The organism is Streptomyces sp. NPDC015127 (assembly GCF_043080095.1).
Taxonomy (GTDB): Bacteria; Actinomycetota; Actinomycetes; order Streptomycetales; family Streptomycetaceae; genus Streptomyces.
The window spans coordinates 236618-251410 of record NZ_JBIBVE010000001.1 but is presented as its reverse complement, the minus strand read 5'-3'; the positions used below and the strand labels follow the sequence as shown (position 1 = coordinate 251410).

Here is a 14793-nt window from a genome sequence, read left to right as displayed (position 1 = left end):
GACGGCGTGCCCGGCTCACCGTCCGGGAGCCGACAGCACCTCGTCCAGGTCGTACCGCACCGGCTCCTCCAGCTGTTCGTACGTGCAGCTGGAGGGCTCCCGGTCGGGCCGCCACCGCCGGAACTGCGCCGTGTGCCGGAAGCGGTCGCCCTCCATGTGGTCGTACGCCACCTCCACCACCCGCTCGGGCCGCAGCGCCACCCAGGACAGGTCCTTCTTGCCCGACCAGCGGCTCGGCGCGCCGGGCAGCCGCGCGCTCTCGTGCGCCTCCTCCTCCGCCCAGCGCGCCCACGGGTGCTCCGAGACGTCCGCCATCCGCAGCGGCTCCAGCTCCTCGACCAGCTCCTCGCGCTTCTTCATGGAGAACGCGGCGCACACCCCGACGTGCTGGAGCGACCCTGAGCCGTCGTACAGACCGAGCAGGAGCGAGCCCACGACCGGGCCGCTCTTGTGGAAGCGGTAACCGGCCACCACCACGTCCGCCGTCCGCTCGTGCTTGATCTTGTACATCAGCCGGGTGTCGGGCCGGTACGGCAGATCCAGCGGCTTGGCGACGACCCCGTCGAGCCCCGCGCCCTCGTACTGCTCGAACCACTCCTGCGCCACCGTCACGTCGGTCGTGGACGGCGCCATGTACACCGGAGGCCGGGCCCCCGCGAGAGCCTCCTCCAGCTTCTCGCGCCGCGCCTTGAGCGGTGCGTCGAGCAGCGACTCGTCGCCGAGGGCGAGCACGTCGAAGACGACGAAGCTCGCCGGCGTGCGCTCGGCGAGCATGCGGACCCGGGAGTCGGCCGGATGGATGCGCTCGGTGAGCCGGTCGAAGTCGAGCCGCCCCTCGTGCGCGATGACGATCTCCCCGTCGACGACGCAGCGCTCCGGGAGCTGGTCGAGGAACCGGGCGGCCAGCTCGGGGAAGTACCGCGTCAGCGGTTTGCCGGTGCGCGAGCCGATGACGATCTCGTCGCCGTCACGGTGGACGATCGCCCGGAAGCCGTCCCACTTGGCCTCGTACTGCATCCCGGGCGGGATCTTCTTCACGGACTTGGCCAGCATCGGCTTCACGGGCGGCATCACGGGCAGGTCCATGGCCCGATTCTCCGGCATGCAGCCCCACTCGGCACGGCCTACGCTGGCGGGCATGGCTGGAGCGGTGGAACTCGAAGTGGGGGAGCGCACCGTCCGGGTCTCCAACCCCGACAAGGTGTACTTCCCCGAGCGCGGCTGGACCAAGCTGGACATGGTCACCTACTACCTCGCCGTCGGCGAGGGCATCACCCGGGCCCTGCGTGGCCGTCCCACGACGCTGGAGCGCTACCCCGACGGAGTGACCGGCGAGTCGTTCTTCCAGAAGCGTGTCCCCAAGTACCTGCCCGACTGGATCCCCACCGCCCACATCACCTTCCCGTCCGGCCGCTCGGCGGACGAGATGTGCCCCGACGAACCGGCCGCCGTCATCTGGGCCGCCAACCTCGGCGCCGTCACCTTCCATCCCTGGCCCGTGCGCCGCGACGACACCGATCACCCCGACGAGCTGCGCATCGACCTCGATCCGCAGCCCGGTACCGACTACGACGACGCCGTACGGGCCGCGCACGAGCTGCGCGCCGTGCTCGACGAGGCCGGCCTGCGGGGCTGGCCCAAGACCTCCGGCGGACGCGGCGTGCACGTCTTCGTGCCGATCGAGCCCCGCTGGACCTTCACCCAGGTCCGCCGCGCCGCGATCGCCTGCGGCCGGCAGCTGGAACGCCGCATGCCGGACCGGGTCACGATCAAGTGGTGGAAGGAGGAACGCGGCCGGCGCATCTTCGTCGACTACAACCAGACGGCCCGCGACCGCACCATCGCCTCCGCCTACTCGGTGCGGCCCCGCCCGAACGCCCCCGTCTCCGCCCCGCTGCGCTGGGACGAGCTCGACATCGCGCGCCCCGAGGACTTCGACATCAAGACGATGCCCGGCCGCTACGCCGAGGTCGGCGACGTCCACGCGGACATGGACGACCACCGGTTCAGCCTGGAGACCCTCCTCGAAGTCGCCCGCAAGGACGAGGCCGACCACGGACTCGGCGATCTGCCCTACCCGCCGGAGTACCCGAAGATGCCGGGCGAGCCCAAGCGGGTGCAGCCCAGCAGGGCGAAGAGGGACTCCGGCTGACGCCGGCCGGTGACGGTACGGGCCCCTCCACGGCGGGGGAGGGGCCCGTACGACGACCGGGTCAGGAGGTCACAGCTCCCTGATGCGGATGTTGCGGTAGGAGATGACGTCCGTCGTGCCGTGGACCTGGAGGCCGACGTACCCGGAGGCGTAGCGCCGGCCGTCGGTGCCCGGGTCGTCGGAGCGCGGCGGCTCGAAGACCTGGCCGCCGGTGTTGTCGAACTCGTTGATCAGCCTGCCGTTGCGGAAGACCGAGTAGTGCTGGCCCTCGACCCTGATCTCGTAGTCGTTCCAGGTGCCCTTCGGAGTGACCCCGGCGCCGCCGAGGCCCACGCGGTCGAATCCGTAGATCGACCCCGACTTGTACATGTCGCCGTCCGGCCGGTCCAGGATCTGCACCTCATGGCCGTACTTGATGGCGACCCACTCCGGACGCGACTCCTCCGGGTTGTCGTGGACGTACGGGAAGCGGACGAAGACACCGGCGTTGGCGTTGCCCGAGCCCGGGGCGTCGTCCCGCCACTGGAGCTTCAGCGAGAAGTCGCCGTACTGCCGCTGCGGGAACCACAGCATGCCCATGCCCGGGACGGTGGTGCTGCTGGTCATGGCGCCGTCGCCGCTCAGGCCGAACCTGCCGCCGCCGACGTGCTCCCACTTCGAGAACGTCTCCTCGGTGCCGTCGAAGAGGTCGCGGTAGCCGGCCGTCTGGCCCGGCTTGCCGATGCCCGACTCCTTGGCCGCCCGGTAGATCGTCCGGTGCTCGCGCTCGTCGATGACGCCGTCGGCGAGCAGCCGGTCGATCACGCCGTCCACGTGCTTGAGGAACAGGGCGTGCGAGGACCAGTCCTTCTCGTCCTCGATCAGCTCGTTGATCGTGCAGCGGCTGCCCGTCATCCGGTTGGGGATGCCGGTGTCCACCGTGCCGACGATCACCGTCAGCCGCTCGTCGTGCTCGGGGCAGTTGGGCGCCGGCACACCGCCGCCCTCGGCCACCGAGAACGCGACGCTCTTCGCCTCGGAGGTGTTGCCCGCCCGGTCCGTCGCCCGGTACAGCACCGTGTGGTAGCCGACCCGGTCGACGATCACGGGGGTGGAGTACGCGAGGTAGGGGCCGCTGTCGAGCGAGTACTCGATCCGCTCCACCCCCGAACCGGAGTCCGTCGCCGACAGCGCCACCTCGGCGCGGCCGATGTACGCCCCGTCGGAGTTCTTGTCGCCGCTGACGGTCGCCGACGTCTCCGGCGGTGCCTTGTCGTCGGTCGGCGGGGCGACGACCGTGAACTCGACCTTCTTCTCGGCGGCCGCGTTGCCCGCCTTGTCGGTCGCCCGGTAGCGGACCGTGTGGGTGCCCGTCTCGTGGACCATCACGGGGGCGGTGTACGGCTGCCAGGCGCCGTCGGCACCGAGCGCGTACTCGATCGTGTTGACGCCGGAGCCGGCGTCGGACGCGGTCACGGTGACCGTGGCCATGCCCAGGTAGCGGCCCTGGTCGTCCTTGTCGCCGCTGACGGTGGCCGAGGTCTCCGGCGCGGTGGTGTCGTCGGTCGGCGGCGCGGCGACCGTGAAGTCGACCGCCTTCTCGGCGGCCGTGTTCCCGGCCTTGTCGGTCGCCCGGTAGCGCACCTTGTGGGTGCCGACCTGGTCGACGACCACCGGGGCCGTGTACGGCTGCCAGGGGCCGTCGGCGCCCATGGCGTACTCGATCCGCTCCACGCCGGAGCCGGCGTCGGTCGCGCCCACCGTCACCGTGGCCTGGCCGATGTAGGCGCCGTCGGCGTTCCTGTCGCCGTCGACCTTCACCGTGGTCTCGGGAGCGGTGGTGTCCTCACCGCTGCCCTCGGTCACGGTGAGGATGCCCTGCATCTGGCCGTGGCCGGGGATCGTGCACTTGTAGAGGTAGCGGCCCGGCGTCAGCGTCACCTCGGCCGTGTGCCTGCCGCCCATGTCGTCGTTCGGGTTCGCCAGGATGTTCAGCGGCACGTCGTTGTTGTACTCGGGGTCGGATACGTCGAACGTCAGAGTGTGCGGCATGCCGGACGTGTTGCCGGTAGCCGTGCTGTTCTCGAAGACGATCGTGGCCGCCCCCGCCACCGCCGTGGTGGGGAAGGAGAGATAACGGTCGATGGGGTCGCCGGCCGTCCAGGTCAGCACCTGGGCCGCCGCGGTCACCCTGTCGTCGTCGGTCCTGCCGTAGGCCACCGCCGACGTCAGGCCCAGCACCATGGCCACCGCGGCCAGCAGGGCCGTCCACAGGCTCGCCGTTCTGCGCCGTGTTCTCACTGCGCCGCCTTCCTCGCCAGCTGGTCCGCGGCCGGGGTCGCCCCGCCGCCCTTGTAGGTCACGCGCCACAGCGCGGAGTTGGAGTCGGAGGTGAAGAAGCCGCGCCCGTAGTCGAGCACGTACAGGGACCCGTCCGGGGCGAACTTCCAGTCCATGAGGTTGCGGATGCCGCCCGGGCCGACCGGGACGATCTTCTTCAGTGACTCGGCGTGCACCGGGATGCCGCCCTGGCCCACGGTCCGCGGATCGGTCAGTACCGCGTGCCGCGGCTGGTCGCCGTCGTAGAAGTCGCCGACGAACCACTTGCCGTCCCAGTACGAGGGCCACTTGACGCCCGAATCGCTCGCCGCGTCGTAGCGATAGACCGGGCCGTTCATCGTCGCCTGGCCGCCGCCCTTGAGCCAGGGCATGAGGAGCTTCTGCTCCTCCTGCTTGTAGCTCGGGACGCCGTTCGCGTCGCGCGGGTAGTCCACGCCGCCGCCCTGCGGCGAGTACCAGATGGTGTTGGCCGTGACGGGCGGCAGGTTCACCAGTCCGTCGTTGTTCGGCGACTCGTTCTTCGGGGCGTCGCAGTCGTACCAGCCGAGCGGCACGCTCGGGTCCGGCAGGTTCCGGTCGCGGTAGGGCTGCTTGTTGCCCATGCAGTACGGCCAGCCGTGGTTGCCCGCCTTGGTGATGGCGGCGAACGTGTCGTACTTGGCCGGCCCCCACGTCGTCGACGGCGCCCCCGCGTCCGGGCCCACCCAGCCCGCGTAGAGGATGTCCGTCGTCTTGTCGACGAAGATCCGCGCCGGGTTGCGGACACCCATCACATAGATCTCGCCGCGCGTCTTGCCGCCGCCCTCGGCCGTCTCCCTGCCCGTGAACAGGTTGCCCTCGGGGAGGGTGTAGGTGCCGTCGTCCTCGGGGTGGATCCGCAGGATCTTGCCGTTGAGGTTGTTGGTGTTGCCGGCGGTGCGGCGCGCGTCCGCGAAGGAGACTCCCTTGAAGTTCGGCTCGGGGTTGTTGCCCGAGTAACCGCCGCTGAAGCCCGAGGAGTTGGTGTCACCAGTGGCGATGTAGAGGTTGCCCTTGGAGTCCCAGGACATCCCGCCGCCCGCGTGGCAGCAGCTGTGGATCTGCACCGGCCAGTGCAGCAGCACCTTCTCGCTCCCCAGGTCGAGCTTGTTGGTCGCGAGGTCCAGGGTGAAGCGGGAGACGCGCCGTTCGCCCATGTGCGTGTCGCGGTTGATCCGCGAGTGCGGCGTGTAGTGCAGGTACACCCAGCCGTTGGTCATGAAGTCGGGGTCGAGCTCGATGCCGAGCAGCCCTTCCTCGTTCTTGATCAGCTCGTCGCCGCCGCCCTTGTTGCCGAAGACCGTCAGCGCGCCCGCCTTGGTGACGTTGCCGGTGGCGGGGTCGTAGACGTGGATCTCGCCGTTGCCCTTGCCGATGTCGGGGTTGTTCCAGTCCCGGACCACCGGCACGCTCGAATCGGCCCCGCCGCGGCCGATGTAGAGCACCCGGCCGTCGGGGGCGACGACCAGGCCGTGCGGCTCGCCGATCTGGTCGTTCTGGCCGGGCTGGTTGGGCTTGGTGACGCGCTCGGCGGTGTAGTGGGCGTCGATGGTGGCCTTGCAGTCGGCTTGCGAGAGCCGCGTCGTCCACGCGAGCGCGCCGCGCAAGTGGTCGCGGAAGTCGGTCTCCGCGAAACTGTCGACCGTACCGCCCATGCCGGTGTAGAAGGACCGGCCGCCGTCGTAGTCACGGCACCACGAGATCGGGTGGTCCCAGCCGTTGGGCTTGTCGGCCGGGGTGTACGAGCTCTCCTTCAGGCGGGCCACGGTGTGGACCGTGCCCGACGGGTTCTGCGCCCAGTTGAACCACCGGTCGGGCCGCTTCCAGTTGAGGGGAAGCGACCGGGTGGCCGGATGCTGACGGTCGCCGACCTCGACGACCGCCCGCTGGATGCTGCTCGCCGCGCCCGCGGGCCGGGCGCCGATCAGCCCGGTGAACCAGTCCGAGTACGGCTCGGTGCGCGCGGCGTCGTGGATCCCGACGAACCCGCCGCCCGCCTCCAGGTACGACTCGAGCCCGGCCTCCTGCTCCGGGTCCAGCACATCGCCGCCGCCGGTCAGGAACACGACGGCGTTGAACCGGCCGAGCCGCCTGGCGTCGGTGAACACCGAGGCGTCGTCGGTCGCCTCGGTCCTGAACCGGCCCTCCGTGGGGCCGGTCTGCCCGATCGTCTCGATCGCGGCGATGCCCGCGTTCACGGCGGGCGACTCCTGGGTCGCCGAGGCGTGGAAGACGAGCACCCGTACGTTCGCGCCGCCCGGCGGCGACGGGAGCGACAACGTTGTCGGCGGCGGCTCCGGGTACGGCCTGGCCGAGGCGGCATTGCCGCCGAGGAGCGAAACGGTCAGGGCTCCGACGCCAAGTGCCGCCGTCAAAAGCCCTCTTCGGGATCTCGACCGGTGATGTGGTGCGCGCTGCATGGGTCACCCACCCCTCTGTGGTCACAACAACAGCCGTTGAAGCTAGACCTCTTTTGACGGTTCGCCAAGAGGTATGACCGCAGAAGAACCAACTTTGTCCTGACCGTGGATAAACAGTGGCTGCCCGGCTACGGTATGGCTCGTCCCCGGGAGCGCCGGTGCGCGCCCCGTCAATCTCCGCCAACGACTGGAGAGTTCGGCATGGACAGACGCAGCTTCAACCGGCGCCTGCTCGCGGGCGGGGCGGTCGCGGCCACGGGAATGACATCGTTGTCCCTCGCCCCGGCCTCCAGCGCGGCCCCCACCGCCTCGACGTCACCGAGGACTGCCCCGGCAGGAGGCGTGGTACGCCACCTCAAGCTGTACGCCGAGAAACTGGCGGACGGTCAGATGGGATACGGCTTGGAGAAGGGCAAGGCGACCATCCCCGGCCCGCTGATCGAACTGAACGAGGGCGACACGCTCCACATCGAGTTCGAGAACCTGATGGACGTGCCCGTCAGCCTGCACCCGCACGGCGTCGACTACGACATCAACAACGACGGCACGAGGATGAGCAGAAGCCATGTCGAGCCGGGTGCCACCCGCACCTACACCTGGCGCACCCACGCCCCGGGCCGGCGCGCCGACGGCACCTGGCGCCCGGGCAGCGCGGGCTACTGGCACTACCACGACCACGTCGTGGGCACCGACCACGGCACGGGCGGCATCCGCAAGGGGCTCTACGGGCCGCTGGTGGTGCGCAGGAAGGGCGACATCCTGCCCGACAAGCAGTTCACGATCGTCTTCAACGACATGACGATCAACAACCGGCCCGCCGCCGATCCGCCCAACTTCCTTGCCACGTTGGGCGACCGCGTCGAGATCATCATGATCACGCACGGCGAGTTCTACCACACGTTCCACATGCACGGTCACCGCTGGGCGGACAACAGGACGGGCCTGCTGTCCGGCCCCGAGGACGTCAGCCAGGTCATCGACAACAAGATCACCGGCCCGGCGGACTCGTTCGGCTTCCAGGTGATCGCGGGCGAACACGTGGGCGCGGGCGCCTGGATGTACCACTGCCACGTCCAGAGCCACTCGGACATGGGCATGGCCGGGCTCTTCCTCGTCGCGAAGGAGGACGGCACGATCCCCGGACACGACCCGCACCACGCCGCCTCCGACGGCGGCCACGCCCACTAGGGGCTGTCCGGCGGATCTCGGCCGGGGCCACGACGCTCCCCCAGGGCGTCGCCTGGGGGTACCCCCAGGCGACGGCACCTCTCCCCCGTAGCCCTTCGGGCACGGGAGGTGCCCCCAGCGTTGCCGAAATGCCCGAACAGCTCCGCCATCAGGGCACTCCGGCGCCTTGCGATGCTTCCCCTAGGCCCTGCGGGCCTGGGGAGACCCCACGCCCTCGGCCCCTGCGGGCCTGGGGACACCCCATGCGCCAGACGCCGCGTCCTGTCCGACCCTGATCCGCCGGACAGCCCCTAGCCGGACTCGCCCAGGTCCCACACCTCCCACGCGGTGTACGGCGCGGCCTGCACGTGGATGCGCGGGCCGCGGCCGACCACCCGGCGGGGGCCGATGGGGGACCCGTCCGGCCGGACGAGCGTGGTGTGCAGGTACGGCGCGGCGGTCCGCTCGGCCAGGGTGCACACGACGAGGCGGTCGCCGTCCCGTCCGTACCCGCCGAAGAAGGCCGCACCGCCGTCCGACACGGCGATCGCCTTCGCGCCGCCGACGGGCGACTCCCAGACCCTGGCCGTGCCGTCCCCGCCGATACGCACCAGGGGGAAGTCGGTGTAGTAGTACGCCCAGGCCGTGGAGCGATCCGCGTTGAGGGCGTAGCAGTCGGCCATGCACCCGCCGGCCGTCGACAGCGGCAGCTCCCACAGCGGCTCACCGGTGACCGACCACTTGCGCAGCCCCGGGACGCTGAGCGGATCGTCGCCGAACACGCCCTCGTCGAAGTAGCCGACCCACAGATCCCCGGACTCGTCCGCGAGCAGATGCTCGATCGCGTCGCCCACGGCGAACGACCAGGAGACCCGCCCCAGGGCGTCGAAGACCTGAACGTGATCGGCATCCCCGCGACGGCGGGCGTCCGCGACGACGAAACCGCCTTCCGGCAGCGCGTCCAGCAACGGGAACCGCGCGGTCACGGCACTCAGGTGCGTCTCCTGCGCCTGCCCGTCGTCGACGGAGACGACCAGCGCGTCGTACACCTCCGCACGCCCCGGCTCCGCGAGCAGCCAGTGGGCGCGCCCGAAGGCGTCGACGGTGCTGTGCAGGATCTCGCGCCCGGCGTGGGCGCGCGGCAGCCGGGCGTAGGGACGGAGGGACACGGATTCCACGGGGGCTCCTCGGCAGGGGACGTTCGCAAGGGTGTCGGCCGGAGGAGGCGGGCGGCGGGCGGCTACGCGCCACGGGCCTTATCGGCGGTCATGGCGGCGATCCTGCCCCGGCACCGGCTGCACGCGCAACGCACTTGCCTCGCTTCCGGCGCGAATCGCCGGGGACCCGGTACTCCGTGCGTCCGGCGCGGTTCGGTAGCAGACTCGGCACGGACCGCGGTCGCACGACCGTCGCCCGGGGGGCCATTGGAGGAGGGAACATGCTCAGCACCGCCTACGTCACCGGCTCGCCGAACTGGCTCGACCTCGGCACCCCCGACCTCGATGCCGCCAGGTTCTTCTACGGCAGGCTGTTCGGCTGGGAGTTCGAGTCCGCCGGGCCGGACGCGGGCGGTTACGGGATGTTCCGCCTCGACGGAAGGACCGTCGCCGCCGGCATGACCGTCCCCGCGGACCGGGCGCCGGCCGGCTGGAGCGTCTACTTCCAGACACCGGACCTCGACGCGACGGCCGCGGCGGTCGAGAGGAACGGCGGCACGGTGGCGTACGAGCCGATGGACGTCTTCGACCAGGGCCGCATGGCGGTCTTCCTGGACCCCTCCGGCGCGGGCTTCTCCGCCTGGCAGCCGCGGCGGAACAAGGGGCTCGACGTCGTGAACGACCCCGGCACGCTGTGCTGGCTCGAGCTGTACACCCCCGAGCCGGACTCCGCGCTCGCCTTCTACTCCACCGTCCTCGGCTGGGAGACGTCCACGATGCCGCTCCCGGACGGCAGCGGCGCCTACACACTGATCCGCCCGGGCGGCACGGACGCCGAGTCGGCGTTCGCCGGAGCCGTCCCGCTGACGGCGGAGCCGGGGGAGAAGGCCCAAGGCCCGTTCTGGCTGCCGTACTTCGAGGTCACCGACTGCGACGCGGCCGTGACGACGGCCCAGGAACTCGGCGGTGAGATCAGGATGCCCCCCACCACGATGGAGGGCGTGGGCCGCTTCGCCCGCCTCGCGGACCCGGCGGGAGCGCGGTTCGCGGTCCTGCGGGGAGTGGAACAGCGCTAGCGGGAGTCGTTGACGCGTCATTGATCGGCTGTTTATCGCCACGGGGCAGGGTGGTGCGCATGGCGATCAACACCATCACCGACCCGGAACTGGCCTGGCAGGAGACAGCGCTGTGCGCCCAGGCGGGCCCGGAGTTCTTCTTCCCGGCCCCCGGATCCTCCACCCGCGAGGCGAAGCAGCTGTGCGGAGCGTGCGAGGGGCGGGTGGCGTGCCTGGAGTACGCGCTGAGGCACGACGAGAGATTCGGGGTGTGGGGCGGGCTGTCGGAGAAGGAGCGGCACAGGTTGAAGCAGGGCCGCGAGGGTGTGGGCCGCGGCTAGGTGGTCCGCACCTTGCCGTCCTTGACGAGCTCGGCCACACGGGCGAGCTCGTCCTCGCCGGCGGTGCCAGCGGGCACGGGCGCGGCGGGGGCGTCGGGCACCACCCGCACGGGAAAGTGCCCACCGACGGGCGAGACGACGCCGCCGTACCGGATGTCACCGGCGAACCAGATCATGTCCGGCTGAGGGTTCTGCTTCTCCCTGAGGTTCACGGAGAAGGGAGTGAAGCGCAGGACGGGGGCGTGATCGTCGGTGAAGTTGATGACGACCACCTTGGGACTCTCCAGCGAGCGGCGGGGGTACTCGCAGGGGAAGGCCCGCCAGGGATAAGTCCGCAGAATGGCGGCGTTGCGGCGGGTGCGGCGCAGGGCGAGGTAGGTGACCGTGAGCAGCAGCGGATAGAAGAGGACGCTGATCACGATCATGCCGATGACGTTCCTGGGAGGATGCGCCACACCCATCCAGGTCCACCCCACCCCGGTGGCGACGATCAGGGCGAGCCAGATGCGTCGTTTGACGACGAGTCTGCGGTGCCCCCGTGCCGTCGGGGGATGGTCGAACGCTGCCTTGAGCTGGGGGACCGCAGGCTGCTGAGGGGCCATCAGAACAGCTCCAGAAGGCGAGAAGGGCGCTGGGGCGGGCTGGACGGCGGGGAAGGCGGGGTGAACGAGATGGTTCCGGCAATGCCTTCCAGGATGTCCGTGTACGCGGCCGCGTGACGGATCGCCGCGCTGGTGATGTCCGCGACGGCGACGTGCGTACCCGTCGGGAACGGCACGGTGAGCCGCGCCTGAAACGTCTCGCACGGCTCGGCGAGGATCCCAGCGCTCCGAAGCAGTTGCGGATGCGGGGCCGCTAAGGTGCCGGACACCAGTGCTGCGGGCTGCCCGGAGGGCAGGTCGAGAATCCTTCCGGAATTGCTGCTCCACCGGGGAGAGCCGGCGAGCGCGAGTGCGCTCTGGGCGACTGCCACGGCCGCGGCCCGCCACTGCATCTCAGTCACCGAGATGCAGAAGACGGAGAACGTGGCTCCTTGGTCCTCGTCAGGGTGGGCCCCAAGGGAGAGGTGGACGGTTGCCTCGTGACGCATGGCGTGGAGCAGATTGCTCGCGGCCGCCAACTGGCGGCGGGCGTTGTCGACATCTGCCGCGTCGCCCAGGACTGCCGGCAGGAGTGCTGACGCGATCTCCTCGTGGTCTGCCAGGCTGGAATCGTCATATTCGTGGTAGCCGGGCGGTAGACGGAACCACAGCGGGGGGACGGTGGTGGACATGGTGTTCGCCTCCGGGTCGTCGTTACCGGCCTGCCAGCGCGGCCCAGGCATGGGCTGCCTTGGCGGCGGCGCTGGGTCCGTCGTCGAGCGCTGCGCGCGTGCCGTCCACGGCTGTCGCCGTGTTCGAGACGGTTTCGTTCTTGTTGTAGGGGGTGTAATGCGAGACGGCTGTGGCGGCTCCCGCGCCCGCGAAGGTGTACTTCGTTCCCTCCTGGACGAGCTGGGGTGTGCTGCGCAACGCCCATGAGGTGAGCGGGTTCTCCACTTGCCGCATGCCGTCCATGGCTTCCCAGGCACCTCGCCCGAATCCTTGAGAGCCCGCACGGGCCATGGCCAGGGCTCCGGGATCAGCCAGTGCGGACACCCCATGGGCGGCCGCCGACGCCGACTTGGCTCCGTGAGCGATGGCGGCAACCCCCGGTACGGCTCCCAGCGCATCGCCGGTCACGGTTACGGCGCTACCCCAGAAGTCGGCGTCGAATTCGCCCTTGGTGAAGCCGTCCTTGAGCGATTGGCGAACCTTGGAATCGGCCAGGTGCAACGTCAGGGCTCCGATGCTCGCGCCGGCAGCAACGAGCATGAGGACCATACCGGCGGGCGGGAAGAACGGCCCGATGGCCAGAGCGAAGAAGCTTGCGACCGCAGAGATGTCCGACAACAGGTCGCCGAGATCCTCGTCGATCCACTTCAGCACCTTGTCCAACGCCCCCGGCTCCCGCGGTGCCAGCCTGTCCGTTGCCTCGTTCAGGGACTTGGCGATCCGCGCCGCCTCCGCCTCGTGCGTCGCCTCCAGTTCGCGGGCCAGCGCACGGACCGACTCCAGTGCCGCGCGTGCGTGCGTCACCGCGGACGCCGCCGTGCGGAGGTCCGGTGGCGGTGCGTCCGGGGTCGCGCGGAGGGCGTCGTGGTGGGTCTCCGCGCGCTTCAGTTCGGCCGCGTCCAGCCGCGCCCTCGTCTCGTACTTCCGCGCCGTCGCCTGGTAGCTCACCAGGTCCTCGTGCCACGACAGCAGCCGCGCCGACGCCTTCGACACCGAGCGGTGCGCGTTCCTCAGGTAGCGGGGCAGGTCACCGTCCAGCGCTCCCCGGAACGCCTGCGCCGCTTCGCCCCGCCAGTGCGCGCTCTCCCCGAGGAGCCGGTTCACCAGTGCGTGTGCCGTGCCCAGGGCCGTCGCCGAGGCGTGGAGTTTCTTCTGGAGCGCCGCGATCTCCGAGGGGCTGCCCGGCGCCGGGTCCCAGCCCAGGAACGGGTACTCAGCCATGCCGCGACGCCACCGCCTTGAACGCCGCCTCGATGGCCCGCTCCACCTCCGCGAACCCGGCCTGCGTGGCCTTCACGCCGTCGCGGACCGAGCCGATGCGGCCGTCCAGCTGCTCGGCGCCGTACTTCCAGCGCTTCTGGAAGCCGTCGCACGCCTCGTCGAGCGCGGCGGTGCCCAGCTGGTCCGCCCGTACGTGCTCCAGCGCCCGTCGCGCCTCGGCCAGCGACGTCAGGGACTGGTCCAGGGCCCGGCAGAACCGGGACAGCTGGCGGCCGTTCACCTCAAGATCGGGATCCATGGCCGATCACCCTGGCAGACCTGCCGCCGTACGGGACAGCTGCCGTACCCCGCACGAGTGGTGGGATATCCGGATGCTCCGATTGACGGGCTGCCGCGAGGATCCGCCCAGGCCGAAGCCCGGCGGGCGCGCCGTTCCGCGCCGCCTCGCCGGGCCTCAGCCTCTGCCGCGCCGGGCGTCAGCCCGCCGCGCGCGCCGCCATGCGGGCCTTGCGGGCCGCGAGCTTCTCGTCGAACTTCGACGCCTCCGCGTCCAGCCCGCCCATGTACAGGCCGAGCTCCTCCTGGGCCTTGAGGCCCTCGGGGCCCAGGCCGTCGATCTCCATGATCTTCAGGAAGCGGAGCACCGGCTGGAGCACGTCGTCGTGGTGGATGCGCAGGTTGTAGATCTCGCCGATCGCCATCTGCGCGGCCGCGCGCTCGAAGCCGGGCATGCCGTGCCCGGGCATCCGGAAGTTGACCACGACGTCGCGGACGGCCTGCATGGTCAGGTCGGGGGCGAGCTCGAAGGCGGAGCTCAGCAGATTGCGGTAGAAGACCATGTGCAGGTTCTCGTCGGTCGCGATGCGCGCCAGCATCCGGTCGCAGACGGGGTCGCCCGAGTGGTGTCCGGTGTTGCGGTGCGAGACGCGGGTCGCGAGCTCCTGGAAGGCGACGTACGCGACGGAGTGCAGCATCGAGTGGCGGTTGTCCGACTCGAAGCCCTCCGACATGTGTGCCATGCGGAACTGCTCCAGCTTGTCCGGGTCGACCGCGCGCGAGGTCAGCAGGTAGTCGCGCATGACGATGCCGTGCCGGCCCTCCTCGGCGGTCCAGCGGTGCACCCAGGTGCCCCAGGCGCCGTCGCGGCCGAAGAGCGTGGCGATCTCGTGGTGGTAGCTGGGGAGGTTGTCCTCGGTGAGCAGGTTCACCACGAGGGCGATCCGGCCGAGGTCGGTGACCTTGGACTGGCTGGGCTCCCAGGCCTCGCCGTCCTCGAAGAGGCCGGGGAAGTTCCGGCCGTCACCGAACGGCACGTACTCGTGCGGCATCCAGTCCTTGGCGACCTTGAGATGGCGGTTGAGCTCCTTCTCCACCACCTCTTCGAGCGCGTACAGCAGTCGGGCGTCGGACCACGCGTCCGAACTGCCGAGGTGGGGAGAGGTGATCGTCACGAGTGCTCCTGGGGACGGGAGTAATACCTACGGGTTCGTAGGTTACGAGACCGTAGGTTAAGCGCGCGATAAGGCCTCGGCCAAGCCCGGATCCGCAATGTCCTCTTACGCTCGGTTATGTGGGCAGGTGGCGGAGCCGAAGGGAGAGGCAGCTCACCTCCCGTCGGCCCCGGCCACCC

General features: G+C 70.4%; 13 protein-coding genes. 4 read left to right on the top strand and 9 right to left on the bottom strand.

Features of this window, described 5'->3' with window-relative positions; translation table 11 throughout:
* Window positions 1-15 precede the first annotated feature (15 nt).
* On the bottom strand, window positions 16-1086 hold the full coding sequence (locus tag ACF08N_RS01075; protein ID WP_392322429.1) for an ATP-dependent DNA ligase: 1071 nt from the start codon (window positions 1084-1086) through the stop codon (window positions 16-18).
* A 52-nt stretch (window positions 1087-1138) separates the two neighbouring features.
* On the opposite strand from ACF08N_RS01075, the gene ligD reads away from it, so the two are divergent.
* Entirely contained in the window at window positions 1139-2152 is a 1014-nt protein-coding gene (gene ligD, locus ACF08N_RS01070) for a non-homologous end-joining DNA ligase (RefSeq protein WP_392322428.1), read from the top strand.
* Between the two features lie 69 nt (window positions 2153-2221).
* On the opposite strand, the gene ACF08N_RS01065 is transcribed toward ligD, so the two are convergent.
* Both ACF08N_RS01065 and ACF08N_RS01060 read right to left on the bottom strand, forming a co-directional pair.
* Window positions 2222-4375 carry an OmpL47-type beta-barrel domain-containing protein gene (locus ACF08N_RS01065; protein WP_392322862.1) on the bottom strand — a complete coding sequence of 718 codons (2154 nt, stop codon included), beginning with the start codon at window positions 4373-4375 and terminating at the stop codon, window positions 2222-2224.
* Between the two features lie 53 nt (window positions 4376-4428).
* On the bottom strand, window positions 4429-6909 hold the full coding sequence (locus tag ACF08N_RS01060; protein ID WP_392322427.1) for a ThuA domain-containing protein: 2481 nt from the start codon (window positions 6907-6909) through the stop codon (window positions 4429-4431).
* Between the two features lie 201 nt (window positions 6910-7110).
* Here ACF08N_RS01060 and ACF08N_RS01055 point away from each other — a divergent pair, with 201 nt between their 5' ends.
* Window positions 7111-8097, top strand: coding sequence for a multicopper oxidase domain-containing protein (locus ACF08N_RS01055; protein WP_392322426.1), 987 nt, complete (start codon window positions 7111-7113; stop codon window positions 8095-8097).
* Window positions 8098-8387: 290 nt separating this feature from the next.
* On the opposite strand, the gene ACF08N_RS01050 is transcribed toward ACF08N_RS01055, so the two are convergent.
* Window positions 8388-9254, bottom strand: coding sequence for a hypothetical protein (locus ACF08N_RS01050; protein ID WP_392322425.1), 867 nt, complete (start codon window positions 9252-9254; stop codon window positions 8388-8390).
* 260 nt (window positions 9255-9514) lie between these two features.
* Between ACF08N_RS01050 and ACF08N_RS01045 the strand changes: the two genes are divergently transcribed.
* Together ACF08N_RS01045 and ACF08N_RS01040 are read left to right on the top strand one after the other, a co-directional pair.
* Window positions 9515-10309, top strand: a complete 795-nt coding sequence (locus ACF08N_RS01045) for a VOC family protein (protein ID WP_392322424.1) — start codon at window positions 9515-9517, stop codon at window positions 10307-10309.
* Between the two features lie 59 nt (window positions 10310-10368).
* Complete coding sequence (locus tag ACF08N_RS01040; protein ID WP_392322423.1) at window positions 10369-10629, top strand: WhiB family transcriptional regulator; 261 nt, start codon at window positions 10369-10371, stop codon at window positions 10627-10629.
* Here the strand turns inward: ACF08N_RS01040 and ACF08N_RS01035 are convergent.
* From ACF08N_RS01035 to ACF08N_RS01015, 5 genes are all read right to left on the bottom strand, one after another.
* A complete protein-coding gene (locus tag ACF08N_RS01035; protein ID WP_392322422.1) occupies window positions 10626-11231 on the bottom strand; it encodes a hypothetical protein in 606 nt (201 codons plus the stop codon). The genes ACF08N_RS01040 and ACF08N_RS01035 overlap by 4 nt on opposite strands.
* A complete protein-coding gene (locus ACF08N_RS01030; protein ID WP_392322421.1) occupies window positions 11231-11902 on the bottom strand; it encodes a hypothetical protein in 672 nt (223 codons plus the stop codon). Before ACF08N_RS01030 ends, ACF08N_RS01035 begins: the two co-directional genes overlap by 1 nt.
* 22 nt (window positions 11903-11924) lie before the next feature.
* The gene (locus tag ACF08N_RS01025) at window positions 11925-13163 is read right to left on the bottom strand and encodes a hypothetical protein (RefSeq protein ID WP_392322420.1); all 1239 of its coding nucleotides are present in this window, start codon (window positions 13161-13163) and stop codon (window positions 11925-11927) included.
* Window positions 13156-13461, bottom strand: coding sequence for a hypothetical protein (locus ACF08N_RS01020; RefSeq protein WP_392322419.1), 306 nt, complete (start codon window positions 13459-13461; stop codon window positions 13156-13158). The genes ACF08N_RS01025 and ACF08N_RS01020 overlap by 8 nt, the downstream gene beginning before the upstream one ends.
* Window positions 13462-13639: 178 nt before the next feature.
* Window positions 13640-14614, bottom strand: coding sequence for an acyl-ACP desaturase (locus tag ACF08N_RS01015; protein ID WP_392322418.1), 975 nt, complete (start codon window positions 14612-14614; stop codon window positions 13640-13642).
* Window positions 14615-14793: the final 179 nt, after the last annotated feature.

Bases quoted from the DNA above. Each gene is read 5' to 3' on its own strand.
- ACF08N_RS01055 (WP_392322426.1), top strand. From the start codon at position 7,111: ATGGACAGACGCAGCTTCAACCGGCGCCTGCTCGCGGGCGGGGCGGTC.
- ACF08N_RS01060 (WP_392322427.1), bottom strand. From the start codon at position 6,909: ATGCAGCGCGCACCACATCACCGGTCGAGATCCCGAAGAGGGCTTTTG.
- ACF08N_RS01020 (WP_392322419.1), bottom strand. From the start codon at position 13,461: ATGGATCCCGATCTTGAGGTGAACGGCCGCCAGCTGTCCCGGTTCTGC.
- ACF08N_RS01075 (WP_392322429.1), bottom strand. From the start codon at position 1,086: ATGGACCTGCCCGTGATGCCGCCCGTGAAGCCGATGCTGGCCAAGTCC.
- ACF08N_RS01035 (WP_392322422.1), bottom strand. From the start codon at position 11,231: ATGGCCCCTCAGCAGCCTGCGGTCCCCCAGCTCAAGGCAGCGTTCGAC.
- ACF08N_RS01045 (WP_392322424.1), top strand. From the start codon at position 9,515: ATGCTCAGCACCGCCTACGTCACCGGCTCGCCGAACTGGCTCGACCTC.
- ACF08N_RS01025 (WP_392322420.1), bottom strand. From the start codon at position 13,163: ATGGCTGAGTACCCGTTCCTGGGCTGGGACCCGGCGCCGGGCAGCCCC.
- ligD (WP_392322428.1), top strand. From the start codon at position 1,139: ATGGCTGGAGCGGTGGAACTCGAAGTGGGGGAGCGCACCGTCCGGGTC.
- ACF08N_RS01030 (WP_392322421.1), bottom strand. From the start codon at position 11,902: ATGTCCACCACCGTCCCCCCGCTGTGGTTCCGTCTACCGCCCGGCTAC.
- ACF08N_RS01065 (WP_392322862.1), bottom strand. From the start codon at position 4,375: ATGGTGCTGGGCCTGACGTCGGCGGTGGCCTACGGCAGGACCGACGAC.
- ACF08N_RS01040 (WP_392322423.1), top strand. From the start codon at position 10,369: ATGGCGATCAACACCATCACCGACCCGGAACTGGCCTGGCAGGAGACA.